Annotated in this window: 1 protein-coding gene; it reads left to right on the top strand. The window is 71.7% G+C overall.

What is annotated here, in order from left to right; all coding sequences use genetic code 11:
* A partial coding sequence (locus tag ABQ292_RS26575; protein ID WP_369210699.1) for a sugar phosphate isomerase/epimerase family protein occupies positions 1-932 on the top strand: 932 nt, incomplete at both ends.

Below are 932 nucleotides of genomic sequence, written 5' to 3'. Positions count from 1 at the left end.
CTGGGCGCCTACACCGCCTGCCTGCACGACCGCCCGCTGGCCGAGGCCCTCGACGTGCTGCAGGCCAACGGCCTGACCTCCGTCGAGGTCAACACCGGCGGCTTCATCCCCTCCCCGCACTGCCACGTCGACCTGCTGCTCTCCTCCGAGCAGGCCCGGCGCGACTACCTGGAGACGTTCTCCTCCCGCGGGATGGAGCTGACCGGGCTGAACTGCAACGGCAACCCGCTCAACCCCCTCCCCGGGGTCGGCCCCAAGCACGCCGACGACCTCCGCCGCACCATCGAGCTCGCCGGACTGCTCGGGGTGCGCCACGTCGTGACGATGTCGGGCACACCCGGCTCGGACCCCGACGCGAGATACCCATCCTGGGTCGTCAACCCGTGGGACGGCGTCTACCTGGACGTCCTGGACTACCAGTGGGGCGTCGCGGCCGGGTTCTGGACCGAGATCGACGCCCTCGCCCGCACCAACGACGTCCGGGTCGCCATCGAGATGCACCCGCACAACCTGGTGTTCTCCCCGGTCACCCTGCGCCGGCTGGTCGAGCTGACCGGCGCGACCAACGTCGGCGCCGAGATGGACCCCTCGCACCTGATGTGGCAGGGCATGGACGTCGTCGCCTGCATCCGCGACCTCGGCCCGCTGGTCTTCCACGCCGCCGCCAAGGACGCGGCCATCACGCCCGGGGTGGACATCCGCGGCGTGCTCGACACCTCGTTCACCCGGGTGCCCGCCGACGCCCCGGACAAGGTCCCCACCGGCTACGGCTCCTGGTGCACCGCCTGGCCGCAGAACCCGGCGTGGCGGTTCGTGGCCGTGGGCGTGGGCCACGACGTGGACTGGTGGACGGAGTTCCTCAGGGCGCTGGCCGAGGTCGACCCGGACATGGCGGTCAACATCGAGCACGAGGACGCCGCCTACGACCGCCT

The organism is Geodermatophilus maliterrae, from assembly GCF_041018925.1.
Classification (GTDB): domain Bacteria; phylum Actinomycetota; class Actinomycetes; order Mycobacteriales; family Geodermatophilaceae; genus Geodermatophilus; species Geodermatophilus maliterrae.
This window is presented reverse-complemented; position numbering and strand designations above follow the sequence as displayed.